17 protein-coding genes are annotated in these 20,277 nt (G+C 39.5%); 15 read left to right on the top strand and 2 right to left on the bottom strand.

Annotated elements, in window-relative coordinates:
- Positions 1–2: 2 nt before the first annotated feature.
- The 5 genes from AC4HCY_RS00570 to AC4HCY_RS00550 all read left to right on the top strand — a co-directional run bounded on the left by AC4HCY_RS00570 (position 3) and on the right by AC4HCY_RS00550 (position 4,084).
- The gene (locus AC4HCY_RS00570) at positions 3–956 is read left to right on the top strand and encodes an ABC transporter ATP-binding protein (protein WP_323432616.1); all 954 of its coding nucleotides are present in this window, start codon (positions 3–5) and stop codon (positions 954–956) included.
- Between the two features lie 26 nt (positions 957–982).
- Complete coding sequence (locus tag AC4HCY_RS00565; protein WP_323432615.1) at positions 983–1,777, top strand: creatininase family protein; 795 nt, start codon at positions 983–985, stop codon at positions 1,775–1,777.
- A 15-nt stretch (positions 1,778–1,792) separates the two neighbouring features.
- Positions 1,793–2,476, top strand: a complete 684-nt coding sequence (locus AC4HCY_RS00560; protein WP_323432614.1) for a 4-carboxy-4-hydroxy-2-oxoadipate aldolase/oxaloacetate decarboxylase — start codon at positions 1,793–1,795, stop codon at positions 2,474–2,476.
- 96 nt (positions 2,477–2,572) lie between these two features.
- Positions 2,573–2,794, top strand: coding sequence for a glutaredoxin domain-containing protein (locus AC4HCY_RS00555; RefSeq protein WP_491095159.1), 222 nt, complete (start codon positions 2,573–2,575; stop codon positions 2,792–2,794).
- 105 nt (positions 2,795–2,899) lie between these two features.
- A complete protein-coding gene (locus AC4HCY_RS00550) occupies positions 2,900–4,084 on the top strand; it encodes a M20 metallopeptidase family protein (RefSeq protein WP_323432612.1) in 1,185 nt (394 codons plus the stop codon).
- Between the two features lie 113 nt (positions 4,085–4,197).
- On the opposite strand, the gene AC4HCY_RS00545 is transcribed toward AC4HCY_RS00550, so the two are convergent.
- Positions 4,198–4,983 carry an IclR family transcriptional regulator gene (locus AC4HCY_RS00545; protein ID WP_323432611.1) on the bottom strand — a complete coding sequence of 262 codons (786 nt, stop codon included), beginning with the start codon at positions 4,981–4,983 and terminating at the stop codon, positions 4,198–4,200.
- 167 nt (positions 4,984–5,150) lie between these two features.
- Positions 5,151–6,440: an L-cysteine desulfidase family protein gene (locus tag AC4HCY_RS00540; RefSeq protein ID WP_491095158.1), complete on the bottom strand. Its 1,290-nt coding sequence runs from the start codon at positions 6,438–6,440 to the stop codon at positions 5,151–5,153.
- Positions 6,441–7,183: 743 nt separating this feature from the next.
- Between AC4HCY_RS00540 and AC4HCY_RS00535 the strand changes: the two genes are divergently transcribed.
- From AC4HCY_RS00535 to AC4HCY_RS00490, 10 genes are all read left to right on the top strand, one after another.
- Positions 7,184–8,233: a Bug family tripartite tricarboxylate transporter substrate binding protein gene (locus AC4HCY_RS00535; RefSeq protein WP_491095157.1), complete on the top strand. Its 1,050-nt coding sequence runs from the start codon at positions 7,184–7,186 to the stop codon at positions 8,231–8,233.
- 98 nt (positions 8,234–8,331) lie between these two features.
- Positions 8,332–8,799, top strand: a complete 468-nt coding sequence (locus tag AC4HCY_RS00530) for a tripartite tricarboxylate transporter TctB family protein (protein ID WP_491095156.1) — start codon at positions 8,332–8,334, stop codon at positions 8,797–8,799.
- Between the two features lie 25 nt (positions 8,800–8,824).
- Positions 8,825–10,333: a tripartite tricarboxylate transporter permease gene (locus AC4HCY_RS00525; protein WP_491095155.1), complete on the top strand. Its 1,509-nt coding sequence runs from the start codon at positions 8,825–8,827 to the stop codon at positions 10,331–10,333.
- A gap of 37 nt (positions 10,334–10,370) precedes the next feature.
- Positions 10,371–11,360 (top strand): uroporphyrinogen decarboxylase family protein, encoded by a 990-nt coding sequence (locus AC4HCY_RS00520; protein ID WP_491095154.1) that lies wholly within the window; start codon positions 10,371–10,373, stop codon positions 11,358–11,360.
- Between the two features lie 143 nt (positions 11,361–11,503).
- Entirely contained in the window at positions 11,504–12,751 is a 1,248-nt protein-coding gene (locus AC4HCY_RS00515; protein WP_323432605.1) for a hemolysin family protein, read from the top strand.
- Positions 12,752–12,806: 55 nt separating this feature from the next.
- A complete protein-coding gene (locus tag AC4HCY_RS00510) occupies positions 12,807–14,066 on the top strand; it encodes a hemolysin family protein (RefSeq protein WP_491095153.1) in 1,260 nt (419 codons plus the stop codon).
- 95 nt (positions 14,067–14,161) lie between these two features.
- On the top strand, positions 14,162–15,169 hold the full coding sequence (locus tag AC4HCY_RS00505) for a uroporphyrinogen decarboxylase family protein (protein ID WP_491095152.1): 1,008 nt from the start codon (positions 14,162–14,164) through the stop codon (positions 15,167–15,169).
- A gap of 178 nt (positions 15,170–15,347) precedes the next feature.
- Positions 15,348–16,280: a cation diffusion facilitator family transporter gene (locus AC4HCY_RS00500; RefSeq protein ID WP_323433431.1), complete on the top strand. Its 933-nt coding sequence runs from the start codon at positions 15,348–15,350 to the stop codon at positions 16,278–16,280.
- 74 nt (positions 16,281–16,354) lie between these two features.
- On the top strand, positions 16,355–17,632 hold the full coding sequence (locus tag AC4HCY_RS00495) for an L-cysteine desulfidase family protein (RefSeq protein WP_491095151.1): 1,278 nt from the start codon (positions 16,355–16,357) through the stop codon (positions 17,630–17,632).
- Positions 17,633–17,764: 132 nt separating this feature from the next.
- Positions 17,765–19,555, top strand: a complete 1,791-nt coding sequence (locus AC4HCY_RS00490) for a sigma-54-dependent Fis family transcriptional regulator (protein WP_491095150.1) — start codon at positions 17,765–17,767, stop codon at positions 19,553–19,555.
- Positions 19,556–20,277 lie beyond the last annotated feature (722 nt).

Here is a 20,277-nt window from a genome sequence, read left to right as displayed (position 1 = left end):
ATATGAATATGCCTCTTATTCAAACAAAAAATCTAAAGAAATATTTTAGAACACAAAAAGGTGATTTGCATGCTGTCGATAATGTGAATATTGATATTAATAAAGGAAAGACACTTGGTGTAGTGGGAGAGTCAGGATGCGGAAAGTCTACTTTAGGACGTGTTATTCTGAGATTGCTGGAGCCCACATTCGGTGAAGTCATATATAACGGAAATGATATTATACATTTAAACCAGAAACAAATGAACAATATTCGCCAAAAAATGCAGATAATATTTCAAGATCCATATGCTTCATTGAATCCAAGAATGACTGTAAGTGAGATAATAGCTGAACCTATAAAAGTCTGCAAAATAATTAAAGATAAAGAGGAACTTAACCAGCGTGTATTTGATTTAATGAAAATAGTTGGATTAGACTACCGGTTTATAAATACCTATCCCCATGAAATGGATGGAGGAAGGCGCCAAAGGATTGGAATAGCAAGGGCACTTGCATTAAACCCCGAATTTATTGTGTGCGACGAACCGGTTTCTGCTTTAGATGTATCTATACAAGCACAAATATTAAATTTAATGATGGATTTGCAGGAAGACCATGGCTTGACGTATATGTTCATTACACACGATCTAAGTGTCGTAAAACATATAAGTGATGAAATAATGGTTATGTATTTAGGACAGTGTGTTGAAAAAGCACCATCGGAAGAGCTATTTGCTAATCCGCTGCATCCATATACCCAAGCTTTGCTGGATGCAATACCCATAGCAAGCTTAAAAGAAAGAGATAAACTAAGAAAAATAATCAAGGGAGAAGTCACCAGTCCTATCAATCCGAAGCCCGGATGCAGGTTTGCAAGCCGGTGCTTCCATGTGACGGCAGAATGTAAAAATGATGGTCTGGGATTGGTTGAAGTATCGCAAGGACATTATGTTTCTTGCATATTGCATAAATAATATTGCGAAAGATAGGAGTTTTAGAAATGAATATAACAAAGTATGAATTAGCAAAAATGACATGGAAAGAAGCAGAGTATATCTTTAAACAAGACAAGGTTTTCTTAATACCGCTAGGATCAATGGAAGAGCATGGACCTCAGTCTGTTTTAGGAGATTATATGGCCGCAGAGGAAGCAGCAAAAGAAACTGCTAAAAGATCAGGAGCTATAATGGTTCCTATTATACCCTTTGGATACTCCGAATATTTTAGGGATTATCCCGGAACGATCTCATTTTCTCCAAGGACAATGTATAGAGTTATTGAAGATATCTTTGAATGTCTTATGGAGCATGGTGCAAAAAAGTTTCTTATTGTCAATGGGCATGGAGGTAATATGCCTATTATTGAGATGTTTGGTCGTGATTTAAGGCGAGAAAAGGGAATTATGATAGGCAAGTTTGACTTGTGGCAAGTGTTATCACCTCAAATGAAAGAGGAACTTTATGGTGAGAATGCAAGTAGGTGTATGGGACATGGCGGAGAGCCCGTTACTTCCGTAATGAAATATTTGCGTCCTGATGACATCAGAATGGACTTGGTGGATGAAATGGATAGAGTATATAAATGGCAGGACTTTGAACTCGCAAACATAGGTAAGACAAATATTGCTGGAATGGAAGCAAGCATTTATTTCAATATTAAAGATGCTACAAATCAGGGATGCCTCGCTGACCCGCGTTATGGCAACGCAGAAATAGGCAAAAAGATATTTGAGCGCATGGTTGAAGTCGGCTGTGAGTTTGTAAAGCGAATGGAAAATTCCGAAATGAAAATTTAATGTGAGGTTACGGATATGTATATGATTAATAAATCTAATAGAAAAGCCAGTCAAGAGTTGATCAACGAATTCTCAAAATTTGGTGTTGCTTTGATTGCAGATTCGATGGGAAGATATGGTGCAATGAAACCATATATAAAGCCGATTGCCTATGGAAGGAAAATGAAGGGCAGGGCTGTTACGGTCCAGACATACCGTTCCGATAATCTTATGCTTCATGTCGCTTTGGAAATGGCCCAGAAAGGCGATGTGCTTGTAGTAGATGCCGGAGAAATAACAAATGCCGGTTTATGGGGAGATCTTATGACGCAGATGGCATGTATAAAGGGGCTTAATGGCGTTGTTACAGATGGGGCGGTACGGGATATAGAAGAACTTATTAAATCAGGGTTACCAATTTACAGTAAGAGTATAAGTCCATTAGGAGGCTTTAAATCTGCTGGGGGATCTGTTAATATACGGATTTCATGTGGTGGGGTTGTGGTTTTACCAGGGGATATTATTATAGGCGATGACGATGGTGTGGTAGTAATACCTTTGGAAAAAGCAGAAGAAGTTTTGGAATTATGCAAAAGCAATAAGAAAAAGGAGAATGCAATTTCCAAAAAAATGAAACAAGGAATAACACTATTTGAACAGTTAGGATTACCAGAACAACTGGGAAAATTGGGATTGGCTATTCCGGAAGATGAAGAATAGTAGAATTCACGCAGTTGATATCTTATGTGGAGCAGAGGTGAAAATATGGGGGAAATTATATTATTTGGGAGCAAATACTGAGGCGGATGTGAACCTATGAAAGAGTTCCTTTCAAAAAACGAAATTAAGTTTGTTTATTTAGATATATCAGAGAGCCTTTCTAACCTGAAAGCTTTTCTTAAATATCGGGATAGTCGACCGGAATTTGATGATATAAGAGAAAGTGGCCGAGTGGGCATACCCTGTATAGTTGTTAACAAAGGGGAAAGAGTTTTCTTTTATGAGATTGATATTGAACAATTAAGAGATCAGATATGAATTTCAAGTCAGTATATAAAGACAATTTTATAATTTTTTAAATGCTGTGAAGTTCAAAACTATTCAAAGATAAAAGAAAATTTATTTAGATAGAGAGGTAAGAATATGACAGATTTATTAAAAAAAGCAGAATCTTTAAAAGAATACTATACAAGCATACGTCACAAGATACATCAAAATCCGGAAATATCATTCAAAGAGTTTGAAACGACGAAATTTATAAAAAAAGAGCTTAATAACATGGGTATAGACATCTTGCCATTAGATATTCCTACCGGTGTTGTAGCAATAATAGAGGGCACAAAAAATGGTCATGGAACAGTTACTGCTTTACGCGCTGATATAGATGCTTTGCAGATGGAGGATTTATCTGGCAAGCCCTATGCGTCAAAAAATCCCGGAGTTGCACATGCCTGCGGACATGATGGACATGTTGCCATACTATTAGGTGTCGCAAAGCTGCTCAATGAGATGAAAGATAAGTTTTCTGGGATGGTGAAACTAGTATTTCAGCCTGCTGAAGAAGGTTTGGGAGGCTCAATGATTATTATCAATTCCGGAGCTTTAAAAAATCCGGATGTTGATGCAATCGTATGTTTACACGGATGGCCTTATTTTAAGGTTGGTGAAGTTGGAGCTTGGTCAGGCCAATATATGGCATCAGCAGATAAATTTCTTGTCAAGATGATAGGTAAAAGCGGACACGGAGCACGCCCTTATAAAGCCGTTAATCCTATAATGGCAGCATCGAATGCAATTAATGCTATTCCTAATATTGTTTCCAATGAAATAGTAACCGCAAAACAGGCAGTAGTAACAGTATGTACCATACATGCAGGAACGGCTTTTAATGTAATACCTGATTTGGTTGAATTTGGGGGTACGGTTCGCTGCCTTGATCCTGTAGTTAGAGATGAGCTTGAGACTAAGATTAAACGTGTAGTTAAAGGTGCGGCACAGATGTTCGGATGCCAAGCTGAAATAGAATATAATAGGGGAGTGCCATCGTTAATCAATGATCCGGAATTAGTAGATCAAGTTATTAAAGCAAGCGCGGATGTTTTGGGAAATGAAAGCATTCGTGAACTCGACGGGCCTGTTATGGGCTCGGAAGACTTTTCTTATTATATTGATGCTGTTGGCAAGGGTGTATTCTATAGGCTTGGAATCGGTACTGGAGAAGAAATTGAGCCGATTGCTCTGCATAACAGTGAATTTGATTTCAATGATGATGCAATTCCATATGGAATTGCGACGATGGTTCAGCTTATCCTCAATAGGCACAATTAGATCTAAGCCTATTTTTCCTTGTTGAGTCATGAAAATGGGGATGAGCTTTATGCTCATCCCTTGATTCCAAAGAAATACCCTAAAACTAGAGACTAGCGACCAAAGACTGGAAGCTATTCTCCCATATATCCTAAGCTGATGGACAGCTCTTTTGCAATATCCATCACATTTTTTATTATGACGGAGGTTTGTTTTTCCTTAAGCCTGTAAGTAGGTCCGGAAATGCTGATGGAAGCAATAGCCTCACCATAGCAGTCAAAAACAGGAGCAGCTATGCAGGTTACCCCTTCTTCTCTCTCTTCATTGTCCAGGGCATAGCCCTGCTTTTTTATGATCTCAAGCTCTTCCATCAAATCCTCTGCAGAAGCCAGGGTATTTTGTGTATATCTTTGAAAATTGCTTTTACTCAAAATCAGATCCTGTATTCTCTTAGGCTGATAAGCCAGCAGAATCTTTCCTCCGCCAGTACAGTATAGAGGAACTTTTGCCCCTAATTGAGTGAACATTTTAAGGAGCTTAGTGCTTTCAGATTGAGCTATATAAACAATTTCGCTGCCGTCTAAAATCACAAGGTTACTGGTTTCACCCACTACTTCCCTAAGCTTATCCAAGTATGGCTGAGCCAGGTTTGCCAGCACATTTTGCCTTTTCGCCATGCCGCTTATCCGGAATAACGCAAAGCCTATCCTATATTTTTTTGTCTTTTTATCCTGCTCTATAATATTGCATTGCTTCAAAGTATTGAGAAGGTGATAGGTTGCGCTTACGCCATAATTGAGCCTGCTGCTTATTTCGGTAACACCGAGCCCTTCTTCGGACTTCGCCAGTTCTTCCATAACTTCGACAGCTTTTATGACAGAACCTATGGTCTTTGTATCCTTTTTTATAGAAGTATCCACGATGATCAACTCCTGTAAGACTATTTTACCTATGTTAAATCATATTATATTGCAGGTAAGTATGTCAAACAATTTAATATAGTCCTGGATCCCTGAGAAAGAAAATGGTGCTCCTGATATGACAGCAAATCATAGCTCAGGAGCACCATAAAATATTTACATAATGATTAAACTACTTTATTAGTCATAATTTTTAAGATCGCACCGTCCATATCCTTCATTCCCTCGCTGGACAATACACCCAGGTTTTTAATAGTATCTTCCACATCATCTCCGACAATGCCATCAAGCTTAGATATTACTACACCATTGACGGCAAGATATGCCTGAATAACAGCTTCGCTTGCCGCAGTAGACAGCTTATATGCACAGCCGCCCTTTGCCCCGTCGCATACCATTCCCGATATGGCACCTACCATATTATTTATAGCGCCTACTACCTGATCATAACCTCCGCCCAGGAGCCATGCGATAGAAGCAGATGCTCCGATTCCGGCTGCTACACTGCAACCGCATACGGGAGATAGCTTACCTGTATATTCTTTTATATAGGCAGTTACTAAATGGCTTAGTACCAATGCTCTGGCAAGCTTCTCGTCATCATAGCCCAAATACCTGCAGACCACCGTAGGAGGTATTATTGCCGTAATTCCATGATTGCCGCTGCCCGCGCTGCTCATTACGGGCAAATTAATACCGGCCATTCTTGCATCGCATGCGGCCGATGTCAATATTCTTACCTGATTTACAATATCATCCCGCAATATTCCCTTTTGCAGCAACTGGCTCATTCCTGCGCCAAGTCCTATTTTACCTTCTAAGCCTTTATTGGCCATGTTGATATTCAGCTCTACGCCCTCTAATAAAAACTTGATATCCTCAAATGAAGAGCCTTCTACAAAATCCATGATCTCTCTAACGCTTACATTTATTAAGGAAGCTTTGTTGCCGTTGAAGCCTTCATTAAAAGAGCATTTTTTATCCTCTGCATTATAGATTATTTTATCGTTAGCCTCTAAATAAACAACATTCGTATGGCTGTCCTTAACAATACAGCAGGCCTCGCCTTTATCGGTCTTGATCTTTGCTTCTATAAAGAAATTGCCCTGGTTATCAGCAACTTCAAGGCCTATTTTATTCTTGCCCACCAAGCTTCTGGCCTCATCTATGCAGCAATCGTTAACATTTTTGAAAAGCTCCAGTCCTAACTTCGGGTCCGCACATATAACAGATAAGGCTACAGCGAAAACAATACCCTTTTCCCTTGTGCCCGGTATGCCTACCCTCATACCATTTTTGTATATATTAGGGCTGAGTTTGACATCGATCGCTTCAATATTCCCCTTTATTTCTTTATAGGCTGTTGACACTGCCAAAGCGACCGCAACCGGCTCAGTACAGCCTAGAGCAGGCTTCACTTGCTGCTTTAAAATATTTAAAATATCCTCTCTGCTCAAGCATAAAACTCCTTTCAATCAATTATTGACATGACAATTATCTATACATGACTTCTAATTGCAATTATTGTGCCAAATCAAAGGCCGTATTATTTTTCTTCATTATTAATAGCTGAAAAAAATAATATATGCCTATTTGCTGACATCAAATGGCAAGCCATAAAAAGCATATGAATCAACCGGTTGTGCTATTTTGATGAAGGTTTACTTTGCGAAAGCTCTAAGCCTTGCGTCATCAGCAAGCAGAAGCAATTGGCATAACAGATTATATGTTGCATCTATACATTGGCACAAGTGCATATAAAATATCTATAATTGATTCCGGATCTTATACAAGTCGATAAATTATGCATTTCTACTCGAAAATTTTCATATTTGAAAAAAGTATTATCATAAATGAAAATTTAACTAAAATCAATGTGCTTTTACTAAAGGTATAACATATGGATCATCTAATCTTATGAGCTATAGATCAAGGAAAGCAAGTGGGGATATATAACATATATGACGTTAAATGTTTTTCATATTTGCAATTTGTATGTTCTACTACTAAGTTTAATAAAGATTTAATCATTTAACAACCACAAATTTTGGAAGGGCTATCCAGATATGGCTCTTATTTTTGTTATTTATTAAACAATACAGAGCTTCACAATCTTTTTATCGTGGCATGGATATTGCATTATATAAAAATCGTATTTGTTACTCAATAAAAAATACAAAATGATTGAGGAGGAAGAAGAATGTTAAACAAAAAAAGTAAGTCTATCATTGCTTTATTACTCGTCGCTTTAATGTGTTTCGCTGCTGTTGGCTGCGGCTCACCTGCCAGCAAGGAGCCGGCCGAAACATCTAACGAGATAGCAGCACCTGCCTCCGGCCTAAGACCTGAAGGTGTGCCGAAAGACTTCCCCAACAAGGAAATCCAATGGATTTATGCTTTTGGCCCCGGATCACCAATGGATGCTTATTTCAGAATTTTAGCCGATAAGATTCAGAAGACAGAAGGCTGGAAACATGGCTTCGTAGTTACTTATAAAGAAGGAGCCAGCGGAAGAATCGGATGGAATGCATTTGCTCAGGCCAAGCCCGATGGATATACACTTGGATTCGCTCCCAGCGCTATGTTGATATCCGCTGTTTCAGAAGACGTATCCTACGGTGCCGACAAGATAAGCTATATCATCAATACTATGTCTGACCCCGGTGCTATAGGTGTTGCAACTGGCTCTCAATACAAATCATTAAAAGATTTGGTTGAAGCTGCTAAAGCAAATCCCGGCAAAGTAACTATCGGTGTTACATCTACAATCGGACAAGAAGGCTTGACTGTAAAGCTTATAGAGAAAGCTTCAGGTGCTAAATTCAACATGGTTGCTTTCGACGGTGAAGCTGAAATATTTGCCGCAGTTATAGGAAAACACTTGGATGCATTCTGCCTCAATATCTCCGATGCTACTACTTTTATCGAAGAAAAACAGGTTGAAATACTTGCTACAGGTGATGAAGAACGTTCGCCATTCCTGCCGGATGTACCCACATATAAAGAAGCAGGTTATGATGTTACACAGCTTAACATGAGAGGAATCGGCGGACCTGCAGGTATCCCTGAGCCTATAAGACAATATCTTGAAAACTGCTTCATAGCTGCTGCAAATGATCCTGAAGTAAAAGCAAAAGCTGCTGAAATGAAGATCCCTGTTGATACTTTGACTGGTACTGAACTACAGTCCATGTTTACTTCTATAGCCGACACCTATAAGAAACTTTATGAAGAAGATCCCTGGAACTAATAGCATAAGCATTAAATTAATTTAACAAATCAATATGATTCAAGGGGTGGCTAACGCCCCTCGGATCATAAATAAGTAAATGTGCAGGTGGTGCGCTAATGGATAATAAAACTACAAAAAAATCCTTTAATTTTAATTATTTATCGGTTGTACTGATCTATATATGGGCTTTTGCATTTTTAATGTGGACTCCTAAAATAAAGGACCCGGGCTCAAGACTCTTTCCTGTAATGATAAGTATTTTTGCAATAGTACTGGCAACAATCCTACTGCTGAAAACTTATTTTAAATGGGGCAAACAAGAAGAAATCAGCTTTGCCGGCGGCAAAATGGCTTTGCTTATGGCAGTATTCCTTGTTGTATATGTTGCAGCCATAGAAGTTGTTGGTTTTTACTTGGCTACACCCTTTTATCTCTATCTTACTATGCGGGTATTGGGACAGAAAAATAAGAAGCTCATGCTTACTATTTCTGTGCTTATGTCTTTGGGAGTATTTTTATTCTTTGATCTGCTCTTGGGCATGGAGATACCGGAAGGTTTGCTGCTTCCCATGTTTCTAGGATAATTTTCTTTAACGAGGAGTGTAACGTATGGATTTTTTTCAATATGCTTTGGAAGCATGTACCCTGACAAATTTATTGTGGCTGACCATAGGCGCTCTTATCGGTTCCATCCTGGGTGCGCTGCCTGGAATGTCTGCTGATACAGGGATAGCCATATTCTTACCTTTGACATTTAACCTTGAGCCGGTAACAGGGCTTATAACTTTAGGCGCCATATATGTAACAGGCTCTTATGGTGGAAATATTACAGCGGTATTGATAAATACCCCCGGAACTTCAGATTCTCTGTTTATGACCCTTGACGGATATCCTATGACGGTGCAGGGCAAAGGTTTAAGGGCTATAGGTATTACGACCTTCAGTGCATTCATAGGCGGAATGATAGGCTCTATTGCATTGCTCTTTATTGCGCCTCCCCTTGCCCAGATAGCAATAAAATTCGGTCCCTGGGAATTGTTCCTGACAACCCTTATGGGATTGATCATCATATTAGGCTTGGTAAAAGGCGGTATGCTCAAAGGCTTAATAAGTGCTTCATTAGGTTTTCTGTGCACCATGATAGGAATGGACGGCATAACAGGCTTAAGCCGATTGAACTTCGGAATAAAACCAATATATGACGAAATGCCTTTATTGCCTGTTGTATTGGGTATGTTTGCTGTTTCCCAGGTGCTTGCGCTGGCGGGAGACAAAACTGAAACTATTTCTATTGATAAATCTGCAATCAAGGGTAGTCCCTTCTTATCGATGAAGGATCATCTATCCATGTTGTTCAACAATATAAGATCATCAATAATAGGGACCATCGTTGGTATTATCCCTGGAGCGGGGACGACTGTTGCAGCAGGTATAAGCTACAACCTTGCAAGAAAAGGAGATCCCCATCCTGAGACCTTCGGTAAGGGAAATGATCAGGGCCTGGCAACAGTATCTGCGGCCAACAACGCTGTGGTTGGCGGCTCTTTGGTACCGCTTTTGACTTTAGGAATTCCCGGCAACGGAACTTCCGCTCTTTTCTTAGGAGGCCTGTTGATTCACGGTTTGGCCCCGGGAACACAATTGTTTAACAGAAACCCTCAAACAGTTTATGGATTGTTCTTTGGCTTGATAGTCGCACAGTTCTTCATTTTGCTCATTGGCTTGTTTGGAGCTCCTATTTATGCCAAAGTAACTAAAGTGCCTACAAATATTTTGATACCGATAGTAGGCTCCTTATGCATACTGGGTGCTTATACTTACAGGAACCTGGCCTTTGATAACTTCCTGATCATATTCTTCGGTATCATCGGCTACTACATGACCAAGGCCAATATACCTATGGCACCCTTTGTACTGGCATTTGTACTGGGCAAAAATACCGAGATACATTTTCGAAGGAGTATGCTGTTGACCGGTGGAAACCTCAGTTCGGTAGCCTTTACGCCTTTGGCGATTGCTTTGCTGGCTGTAGATTTAATCTTCTTGATTTCACCTTTCTGGGGAGAGATCAAGGGATTGATCAAAAAAGATAAAGATAAAGGGGCAGCCAGCTGCTAATATATAAATTTTTATAACTGTGGAAAGGAGTACAGATATGAATAAGATGACAAAAAAAGAGAGGGTTATTGCAGCAATAAATAAGCAGGAAGTTGATAGGGTACCCTTTAGCATTTGGTATCATATACCTCAGGTAGATCAGGATCCTGTTCAGCTGGCCGAGGTTCAAATTGAACAAGCTCACTGCTATGACTTGGATTTCATTAAAATGATGCCTTTCGGCAATTATGGTGCGCATGACTATGGACTAAGCTGCACTTTCTTCTGCACTGAGACACAGCCTGTTTTAGAAAGAAAGTTTGCAATTGATGATGTAAAAGAATGGACAGAGATTGAGCCATTGCCCGGCTATTTTGGATCTCACGGCAAGCAGCTGATGCTGACCAGGCAGCTTCAAAAACAGCTCAAGGGTGAAGAAATACCCTATGTACAGACTATTTTCAGTCCGCTTACTACTGCTAAAAAACTGGCCGGCCCTCGTGTATTTGAAGATATGAGGTCTCATCCGGAATATTTGCACCAGGCATTGGCTGCCATAACTGAGACCACTATAAATTTTGTTAAGCTCAACATTGAGGCAGGCGTAGCAGGATTCTTCTTCGCAACTCAATGTGCAAATAAAGAATGGGTTACTGAGGCTGAATACGATGAATTCGGTGTAAAATATGACCTTCAGGTGATCAATGCCTATAAGGATATCACCTACTTTAATATTGCACATATTCATGGGGACAACACTATGTTTGAAAAGGTTGCAAGCTATCCGTGCAATTGCATCAACTGGCATGACAGATGGGTAAGCCCCAGCATGTCGGAGGCTAGAAAAATATCCGATAAATGCTTCCTGGGCGGCATAAATGAAAAATGGCTGTCAAAGGCAAAGCCTGAGGAAGTTAGAAGCCATATCAGAGAAGCCGTATTGGCAGCAGGCCGTACAGGCTTGATGGTTACCCCGGGCTGCGTAGCTGAGCTTACTACGCCGCAGGTTAATTTTTATGCAGCCAGAACAGCTGTTGAAGGTCTATAAGAGATTTGATTTAAATTAATATATTTTTTCCAGGACTCATAAGGAAACTCCCGATGGCGGCTTTTGGTACGACAGCATAACACCGGGAGTTTCTGATGAACCGGAGAATTATAATTTGCTTGTAAGAAGGAGTTGGTAGCCTCATGGACGATGACAGTTGGATACAGATTATCCTTCTGGTATTGTTAACTATTGGTGCAGCGTATTGTGCCGCTTCAGAAATAGCTTATGCGTCATTAAATAAGATCCGATTAAAAAATTATGCTGATAATGGGGATAAGCGTGCAAAGACAGCGATGTATATTTCGAATAATTTCGATAGAGCACTGACCACTATTCTCATAGGCAATAATATTACACATATTGGATTCGCATCGCTGGCAACCTTGATTTCAACTCAGTTATGGGGTATGAGATCAGTTAAATATACCACTATTGTTTCTACTATTGTAGTGTTTCTTATTAGCGAGATGATTCCCAAAAGCTATGGAAAAGCAAACAACCTGAAGTTTGCTCTTGCTGTATCAGGTTCATTATGCGCTTTGATGAAAATATTCTCACCGGTTGCCAATTTTTTTACATTGGTAAGCCGGAGCATATCAAAGCTTTTTCCTGAAAGGCAGGAACCAGCCATTACCGAAGAGGAGTTTTACGATATTATCGAGACCGCCGATGAAGAAGGCGTACTGGATAGAGGCAAGCAGGATTTGGTTAATTCTGCATTGGATTTCGATGATATCACAGTCGGTGATATTTTCACCGCCAGGGAAGATATTGTGGCATTGGATATAGATTCCACACAGGAAGAAATCCTGGAAAAAATAAAAACTCAGAAATATTCCCGCCTACCCGTTTATCGGGGCACTATAGACAATATTATAGGCATCCTTCAAGTTAGAAAATTTCTTAAGCTCTACATCAAGCATGATGTGTTTGAGATTCAGGATCTGCTTTTAGAGCCTCATTTTATCAAGAGAAAAGAGCCCATCGATGATATGCTCAGAAGAATGAGCAGCAAAAAATTTCACATGTCCATTGTCGTCGATGACAGCGGTAAAACTCTTGGGCTTGTAACTGTAGAAGATATTTTGGAAGAGCTTGTTGGTGAGATATGGGATGAAGACGATGTCGTAAATGATGAATTTCTCAAGCTGGGAGGAGAACGCTATGAAATAAGCGGTGACCTCACAGTGTCAGAAGTCTTTGAACGCATCGGACTCCAATGCGGGGATAATGAAATCGGGGCAAAAAAAATAAGCCAATGGGCACGGGAGCATTTTGATTGTGAACCCTGTGAAGGGAATAGCTTTCGCGATAAAAACCTTGAAGTATCTGTTTTGCATAGTGACAGCGGAAGGATTACGAAGGTGATTCTGAAGCTGCTGGAGTGAAAATGCATATGCAATTTACTTTACTACAATGTGAAATAGGAGTTGGTTTTATATTATGGACAGTTGGCCCTATATAGGCATTGTTCTTTTAATCATGCTTTCTGCTTTTTTTTCCGGGTCGGAAATTGCTTTTGCCTCGGTAAACAAAGCAAGATTAAAAAAGGCATCCCAAGCTGGGAAATCCAGTGCAAAGATTGCCTTATACATTACCGAGCATTTTGAAGATGCTTTATCGACAATACTGATCGGCAATAACCTTGTAAATATTGCCGCATCTTCTATCTCTACAGTAATAGCCATTGGCTTGATGGGAGAATCAGGGACTATTGCTGCAACTTTGATCATGACAGTCGTAATACTGACCTTTGGAGAAATAACTCCTAAAATCATAGCTAAACAGCAATGCGATAAATTTGTGCTGCTGGCATCCTATCCGCTGCGCTTTTTAATGGTCATCATGAAGCCTGTTATCGCCGTTGTAGTCTGGATTGTGAACCTGATTTCAAAGATATGGGAAAAGGATGGACAAAAGGAACCGTCGGTAACAGAAGAGGAACTGGTCTCTATCATTGAAATCGTCGAGGATGACGGTATAATCGATAAGGATAGAAGCGAGCTGCTGCAATCGGCCTTGGAATTCTCGGATATATCGGTGGAAGAAATACTGACACCCAGGACGGACATGGTTGCTATTGATATTGACGATGACATGGATACCATAGTAGATATTGCATTAAACTCACCCTATTCAAGGATTCCTGTCTACGAAGATACTATAGACAATATTATCGGCGTTTTATACCTTGGCCGCTTTTTGAAAAAACTGGTGGACGAAGAGCCGGTTAATATACGCTCCATGCTCATTGAAGCTTGCTTTGTCCACAAGACGATGAAGCTTCCTGCTATCTTTGCTGAGCTTAAGCGCCGCAGGCTCCAGCTGGCAATCGTCACTGACGAATACGGCGGAACCATGGGATGCATAACTATGGAGGATGTGCTTGAGCAGCTGGTAGGAGATATATGGGATGAGACGGATGAAATAATCAACGAATTTGTCATCATCGGAGAAAACACCTATGAGGTTAGTGGTGATTTAACGATTCGTGATTTTTTTGAATATGTAGATATAGATGACCGTGACTTCGAAAGCGAATATAGCACGGTAGGCGGTTGGACTATAGAAATGCTCAATGGACTGCCGAATACAGGAGATACTTTCAGATATAAAAATCTGACAATAAAGGTTATAGAGCTGGATGGCATGCGTATTACAAGGCTTTCCGTGGTTGTTGCACCGGAAGCTGATGAGGACTAGACATGCAGGAAATCAAGGGAGTCTGCCAAGCAGAATATTAAAAAAATATAAGTATTTAGCAAATAAAGTATTTGCATGAAATGGAGGAATTGTACATGAAACCTATAGAGAGGATAGAAGCTTTATTAGCCGGCAAGAAGCTGGACACACCTGCTATCAACCTTTGGAAGCATTTTCCGCCTTATGATGAAGATCCGAAAGAGCTTGTGAAGAAAACCATACAATTCCAAGAGAGATTCAACTGGGATTTTGTAAAGGTTACCTATCAAGGTTTATATTCAATCCAGGATTGGGGCTCAAAAATTCAGTGGCCTGAAAGAGACTGCCAATGGCCTAACACCTGTTCAAAGGTTGGTGTAGTAACCGATTTCTCGATTAAAAAAGCCGAGGACTGGAAGAACTTAAATGTGCTGCCTATGGATCAAGGTTCGATGGCAGATTCCATTCTGGCTGCAAAAGAAATTGTAAAGAGATTCAAGGGTGAAGCTCCCGTAGTGGTTACGGTATTTAATCCTTTGACAACTGCAGTAAAGATGAGCGGAGACAAGATGTTCGTTCACATGAGGCAGCATCCTGAGCTATTTAAAAAAGGCCTGGAGGTTATCACACAAACCACTGTCAATTACGTCAAAGAGTTGGTTAAGAATGGGGCTGACGGATTATTCTTCGCAAGCCAATTGGGAACCTATGACAAGATGAGCGTCAAGGAATACGAAGAATTCGGACGTCCTTATGACTTGCAGATATTAGATGCTATTAAAGACAATACCTGGTTCAACATAATGCATATGCATGGTGCTGCACCTATGTTTGAAATAATGGAAAAATATCCTGTACAAGCAGTTAACTGGCATGACAGACTAGTAGATTTAAGCTTAAAAGAGGGCAGAAGCAAGACGGACAAAATCCTGATAGGCGGTGTAGACGAGTTTAAGGTTCTTAATGACGCCAATGAAGAAGAACTCTTGGCTCATCTCAAGGATGCATTAGATCAGGTTGAAGATAAGAGGCTTATCTTAGGACCGGGATGCTGCGTTCCTTTATATGTCAATGAAGATAGATTTGAAGTTGCAAAGAGGCTTCTTGAAAAAGCGGCTCGATAAAGCATCAGGTAAATTCTGGCACTGGATTTAGAGAATCTATTGATTGTATAGGATAGCTTGCTGTCCTATACAATTAATTATATAGGATATAAAAAGACAATATACCCCAGGGCCTTAGCGGGATAGCTGGCCATCAGATGAAAATAAGGAATATTAGTGGTATAGGAGGATTAGAAATATGAATTTGCCAGAAAATGCAAAGGCTGGAGAGAACACAAAAAAGAATCTGGAGGGCAATTCGAAGCATGATGAGGATTTTAAAACTGCTGAGAAATGGGCCATTATTGGAGTTGTTGGTAATTTAGTATTAACAGCATTTAAAGCATTTGCAGGGATTGTGGGAGGCAGCAGCGCTATGGTAGCAGACGCTATGCACTCCGCTTCGGATATTATAGCCTCAGCTGTGGTGTATATAAGCCTAAAAATTGCAAAGAAACCTGCTGATGAGGAACATCCCTTTGGTCATGGAAAGGCAGAAGCCATATCGGCTGCAATCGTAGGCTTGATGCTTATAGCTGCAGGTATTCAAATACTAAGGACTGCTTATGCTTCAATATCCAGCGGCTCATTGCATGCCCCGGGCATAATTGCCTTATATGCAGCGGTTATTTCAATAGTTGTAAAAGAAGCCATGTATAGGGTTACTTATAAAGTAGGCAAGAGAATAAATAGCCCCTCAACTATTGCTAATGCCTTAGACCACAGGTCTGATGCCTTCTCTTCCATAGCAACCTTCATCGGAATAGGCGGAGCTATATTAGGCTATCCCATAATGGACCCAATAGCCGGCGGACTGGTAGCCTTATTTATATTAAAGATGGGCTACGATATAGTTGTCGATGCAACAAATCAAATTATGGACAAGTCTCCCGAAAAGGAGAAGATAGGACTGATAAAGGAAGCTGTATTAAATACACCAGGAGTTGAGAGTGCTCATGGCATTCGAATGAGACAGAGCGGCCCGTTCTATTTAATAGATCTGGACATATGCGTAGATAAGGGCGTAAGCCTTGATGAAGCTCATAAGATAGGCGATATAGCAAGGGATAATGTTTATAAGGCATTGGATAAAGTATATGAGGTAAGGGTTCATGTAGATCCCCATCAATAAATTACGTTCAATTTTATGTAATAAATTTAGCAAGTATTGTTAGCAATCTAGTTAAGAAAGCAGGTGGAGATAAAATGCTTACAAAGGAAGCATATGAAAATTATATTTTGATACTAAATAGTGAATTAATAGAGGCTCTGGGTTGTACGGAACCTATAGCAATCGCCTATGCAGCAGCTAAGGCAAAGGCTGTTTTGGGCAAGCAGCCTGAAAGAATGGAAATAGGATGCAGCGGAAACATTGTAAAGAATGTAAAGGGTGTTGTAGTGCCGAATACAGGCGGTCTTATAGGTATTGCAGCAGCTGCTGTTGCAGGAGTAGTTGGAGGAGACCCGGACAAGGGGCTTCAGGTATTAGAAAGCGTTAAGAGCGAGGATCATGATGAGATAAGAAAGCTGCTGAAGGAAGACTATTGTTCTGTATATCACCTTCAAGGAGTAGAAAACCTTTACATTGCGGCCAAGGTTTTTTCAGAGGGCGAATCCGCAGAGGTCTACATCAAAGATTCCCATACCAATATAATCAAAATAGTTAAGAACGGCAAAATCATTTACGAAAATAAAGAAGGCGCTCAGAGCGATTCGGTGCCAACGGGAGATAGATCCCTTCTTAGCATAAGAGGAATTATAGAATTTGCAGACACTGTAGATTTGGGAGAATTGCGGGACCTGCTTGCAAACCAGATTAGGATGAATACGGCAATTTCAGAAGAAGGCTTAAAAAACAATTATGGTGTCAGCGTAGGCAAGACGCTTTTAAGATATTACGGCGATGACATAAAGGTAAGGGCTAAAGCTAAAGCTGCAGCGGGAAGCGATGCCAGAATGAGCGGCTGCTCTCTTCCTGTTGTCATTAACTCAGGCAGCGGAAACCAGGGTATAACTGCATCCATTCCGGTCATTGAGTATGCCAAGGAGCTTAAGGTCAGTGAAGAAAAGCTCTTCAGAGCATTGATAGTGAGCAATCTTACAGCCATTCATCAAAAAGAATTGATAGGAAAGCTTTCGGCTTATTGCGGTGCTGTGAGTGCTGCGGCAGGAAGCGGCGCCGGTATAACTTATCTTCATGGGGGAGGCTACGAAGAAATTTCCAGAACAATTATAAACACAATAGCCAATGTAGGCGGTATGGTGTGCGACGGAGCAAAACCTTCCTGTGCCGCAAAGATTGCTTCAGCTGTAGATGCCGCAATTCTTGCACATCAGCTCAGCTCACAAGGCAATGCCTTTAAAGACGGAGAAGGATTAGTAAAAAATGGAGTAGAAGCTACTATCGAGAGCATCGGAAGATTAGGCAAAAAAGGCATGGAAGGCACTGATATAGAAATAATCAATATAATGCTCAATAAATAGGCGGGATAATACGGTCAAAATTCGACAAAATACCCAAAAAGGTTTATACTTATATATATACCTTTTATGCACATTAAATCAAAGTAATAAACGCTGCAGCAGCAGTACTACTTTGGGTTGAGGAGGTTTTGTATGTCCTATTTAAAGCTTATAGATGATAAAATTCAATCTTTGGCCGAGTCTCTATCATCCATACTGAATGTTGAAACCACGGTGGTAGACAGCAGTCTTTTGAGAATTGCAGGCACGGGAGATTTTTATCACCGCATCAACGAAAGCAGTCCGGAAAATTCGCTGTTTGCGAAGGTACTGAAAAACGGCAAGCCTGAATTCAATATATATGAAAAAGATAATGCTGTATGTCGTTCCTGCAGCTATGGCGACACATGCAAAGAGCGCAAAAGCATGATTTATCCCATTAAAGTTGAAGAAGAAAATATAGGGGTGGTGTGCTTTGCCTCCTTCAACCCGGTGCAAGACCAGCTGATGCTCAGCAAAAAAGAAGAATATATGGAAATGCTGAAGCATTTTGCAGAGAGCATTGAAAAAGAAATAATAAGCATAAAAATGATAAACAAGCTTAATATGGGTATAGCTGAAATAAATGGTGTAATTAATTCCATAAACAGATGCATAATTATTTTAAACAAAGAACAAAGAATAATTCACATCAATTCCAAAGCCATAAGGATACTCAATATCAATTTTTCAGCCAATAAAATCATCAACAGAAAAATAAGCGATATAATAAAAAACTTTAAGGTTGAAGACACAAATAACAAGGAATTGGTAGGAAACTGGACAATTGAGAATAGGATATTAAAGGTTCTATATAAGGTAAATTATATTATACTTGATCAGAAAAACATATCAACCCTTATAGACTTTGATGCTTTAGATGAAATAATCAACATAGCCTTGACTTATAACAATGATAATGTAATAACCTTTGAGAATATTGTGGGATGCAGCCAGGTTATGCAGGACGTGATAGATAAGGCCAAAATAGCTGCTAAATCCGACTCCACAATATTTCTCTATGGTGCCAGCGGTACAGGGAAAGAGCTGTTTGCCAGATCCATCCATAATGCAAGCTTCAGGAAGGACGGACCTTTTATAGCGATAAACTGTGCTACCTTGCCCGAAAACCTTATCGAGTCGGAGCTTTTTGGTTATGAGAAGGGCTCCTTTACGGGAGCAAGCCCCAAAGGTAAGATCGGAAAATTTGAGCAGGCAAACAACGGCACATTGTTTCTTGATGAAATTGCGGACCTTCCACTGCATCTTCAGGCAAAGCTGCTCAGAGTCCTGCAGGAAAAAAAGATAGACAGGATAGGCAGCACCACACCCACGGATATAAATGTTAGGATAATATCTGCCACTCATAAAAATCTGCAAGAACTGGTAAGGAAAAACCAGTTCAGAGAGGACCTATATTACAGACTGAACGTTATACCTCTATCTCTGCCTTCGCTGAAGGAAAGGGATGAAGATGTACTTTTATGCACTGAATATATAATCAAGAAACTATGCAATAAAATGAATAAGCCTCAAAAATATATATCCAAAGATATTGAGAAAAAATTCCTGAACTATAGCTGGCCCGGCAATGTGAGAGAGTTGGAGAATGTATTGGAATATGCCATTAACTTTTCAAATGATGATGAGATCGGCGAGGAGGATCTGCCGGAATATTTCTTAAGCGATATTGCGAAGGCGGAAACAAAATATGAATATGTTGATGTAGAAGCCATAGATATAAATAGCCTGAGAAGCTTGGATGAAATGACAAGAGATTATGAGAAAAAAATACTCAAAAGGCTTTTGGACTTATATGGCGATACAACGGAAGGAAAAAGGACAATAGCAAAGAAGCTTAATATGAGCATTACCACATTATATAGAAAGCTTAATGATTATTAAAAAACATTTTAGTTCAGGCGGTTCAGCTGAAAAGACAGAATGAGCAGACTATAAGGCCGCATGATAATAATAGAGATGTTATATAGCAGCAGTGGCGAAATCAATACCCCTATGGAACTTATAAAAGCCCATAGGGGCACATTGTTTAAATATAACAAAAATACAATACTTTTACTTGAAAACCTATGATACCCTGTATTATGCCATAAAGATCTGACAAAATCAAATAGATAATCAAACATAAAGTGAAATATTTAACTACAGTGAAGAAAATAATCAAGAAAGTTTTCAAATTTGAAATAGTTTTTCATTTATGGAAAATTTACAACTATAGTAAATTGTTTTTTACTATAAGTACATAATTAGAAGCTGTATTAAATCAAGCATAGTCAATATATCTTAATGTGATAAAATTTTATGAAGCTTTGCTAACTTTTTTCAATTATGAAATATGTCTCTCTGACTCGATAGATAAAAGCACTTCTAATACAACTTATTATTAATTTTTCAGGATATTATTTATATTATTTTCCATTTATGCCAGATAATCAAATACATTTTTAGAATTTTATCATTCTTATTATGGTATAGATATTGCATAGATTAATTATACGGAGTCAGGTATAGTGGTTTTTATGACTTTGTGAAAAAAATAATGAAGGGAGGCAGACCTCATAGAACCATAGCAGCTAAAGCATGATAGAAAAATTATTAGATGCATA

The sequence above is a fragment of the Lutispora sp. QWL-02 genome, assembly GCF_058315355.1.
This window is presented reverse-complemented; position numbering and strand designations above follow the sequence as displayed.

What these genes read in the sequence shown, in the direction of transcription:
- AC4HCY_RS00570 (WP_323432616.1), top strand. Translation starts at nt 3, where the DNA reads ATGAATATGCCTCTTATTCAAACAAAAAATCTAAAGAAATATTTTAGA.
- AC4HCY_RS00565 (WP_323432615.1), top strand. Translation starts at nt 983, where the DNA reads ATGAATATAACAAAGTATGAATTAGCAAAAATGACATGGAAAGAAGCA.
- AC4HCY_RS00560 (WP_323432614.1), top strand. Translation starts at nt 1,793, where the DNA reads ATGTATATGATTAATAAATCTAATAGAAAAGCCAGTCAAGAGTTGATC.
- AC4HCY_RS00555 (WP_491095159.1), top strand. Translation starts at nt 2,573, where the DNA reads ATGAAAGAGTTCCTTTCAAAAAACGAAATTAAGTTTGTTTATTTAGAT.
- AC4HCY_RS00550 (WP_323432612.1), top strand. Translation starts at nt 2,900, where the DNA reads ATGACAGATTTATTAAAAAAAGCAGAATCTTTAAAAGAATACTATACA.
- AC4HCY_RS00535 (WP_491095157.1), top strand. Translation starts at nt 7,184, where the DNA reads ATGTTAAACAAAAAAAGTAAGTCTATCATTGCTTTATTACTCGTCGCT.
- AC4HCY_RS00530 (WP_491095156.1), top strand. Translation starts at nt 8,332, where the DNA reads ATGGATAATAAAACTACAAAAAAATCCTTTAATTTTAATTATTTATCG.
- AC4HCY_RS00525 (WP_491095155.1), top strand. Translation starts at nt 8,825, where the DNA reads ATGGATTTTTTTCAATATGCTTTGGAAGCATGTACCCTGACAAATTTA.
- AC4HCY_RS00520 (WP_491095154.1), top strand. Translation starts at nt 10,371, where the DNA reads ATGAATAAGATGACAAAAAAAGAGAGGGTTATTGCAGCAATAAATAAG.
- AC4HCY_RS00515 (WP_323432605.1), top strand. Translation starts at nt 11,504, where the DNA reads ATGGACGATGACAGTTGGATACAGATTATCCTTCTGGTATTGTTAACT.
- AC4HCY_RS00510 (WP_491095153.1), top strand. Translation starts at nt 12,807, where the DNA reads ATGGACAGTTGGCCCTATATAGGCATTGTTCTTTTAATCATGCTTTCT.
- AC4HCY_RS00505 (WP_491095152.1), top strand. Translation starts at nt 14,162, where the DNA reads ATGAAACCTATAGAGAGGATAGAAGCTTTATTAGCCGGCAAGAAGCTG.
- AC4HCY_RS00500 (WP_323433431.1), top strand. Translation starts at nt 15,348, where the DNA reads ATGAATTTGCCAGAAAATGCAAAGGCTGGAGAGAACACAAAAAAGAAT.
- AC4HCY_RS00495 (WP_491095151.1), top strand. Translation starts at nt 16,355, where the DNA reads ATGCTTACAAAGGAAGCATATGAAAATTATATTTTGATACTAAATAGT.
- AC4HCY_RS00490 (WP_491095150.1), top strand. Translation starts at nt 17,765, where the DNA reads ATGTCCTATTTAAAGCTTATAGATGATAAAATTCAATCTTTGGCCGAG.